General features: G+C 75.8%; 1 protein-coding gene. It reads right to left on the bottom strand.

The features are described 5' to 3' along the window. Positions 1-650: helix-turn-helix domain-containing protein (locus ESO86_RS18185; RefSeq protein ID WP_340638878.1), on the bottom strand; the 650-nt coding region annotated here is incomplete at both ends.

Below are 650 nucleotides of genomic sequence, written 5' to 3'. Positions count from 1 at the left end.
CGGGTCGGCGAGGCGAGCGGGCGTCGAGGCGAGGGCGAGGCCGGCCACGAGCGCGCCGCGATCGTCGCGGATCGGCACCGCGAGGCAGGCGCGGCCGCGGTCGATGGGGGAGTCCATCCCGGCGTGGTCGCGGGACGGCTCGAGGAGGAGGGCACCGAGCGCGGACACGTGCGGGTCGCGGGAGATGCGCACCTCGTCGCTGAACGGGAAGTCGGGGTCGGCGTCGACGATGTGCAGGATGCCGCCGTCGTAGCGCACCAGGTGCACGCCGGCGCGCACGCTGCCGCGCAGCTCCTCGACGATGCGGCGCACCGCGCGCGGGGGCGGTGGCGTCGGCACGAGCGTCGCGAGCTGCGTGACCTTGCTCCCGAGCGCGAAACCCGAGAGGTCGGGCAGTCGCACGAGGTACTCCTCCTGCACGAGCAGGTTGAGCAGGCGGTACGCGGTGGCGCGCGGCATGCCGAGGCTCCGCGAGACCTGCTGGGCGGTCACTCCGGGGCCGATGCGGGCGACCTCCTCGAGCACGTGCAGTGCGTGCTGGATCGCCTTCGGCTGGCGCGCGCGGAGCTCGACGCCGCCGGTCGCGGGGCCGGGCGGCGCGATTTCGTGCGCCGATGCGCCTCCGGTCAGGACGGGCGGCGCGGGCGATC

Origin of the sequence: Agromyces binzhouensis, from assembly GCF_004135055.1 — a bacterium.
Taxonomy (GTDB): Bacteria; Actinomycetota; Actinomycetes; order Actinomycetales; family Microbacteriaceae; genus Agromyces; species Agromyces binzhouensis.
This window is presented reverse-complemented; position numbering and strand designations above follow the sequence as displayed.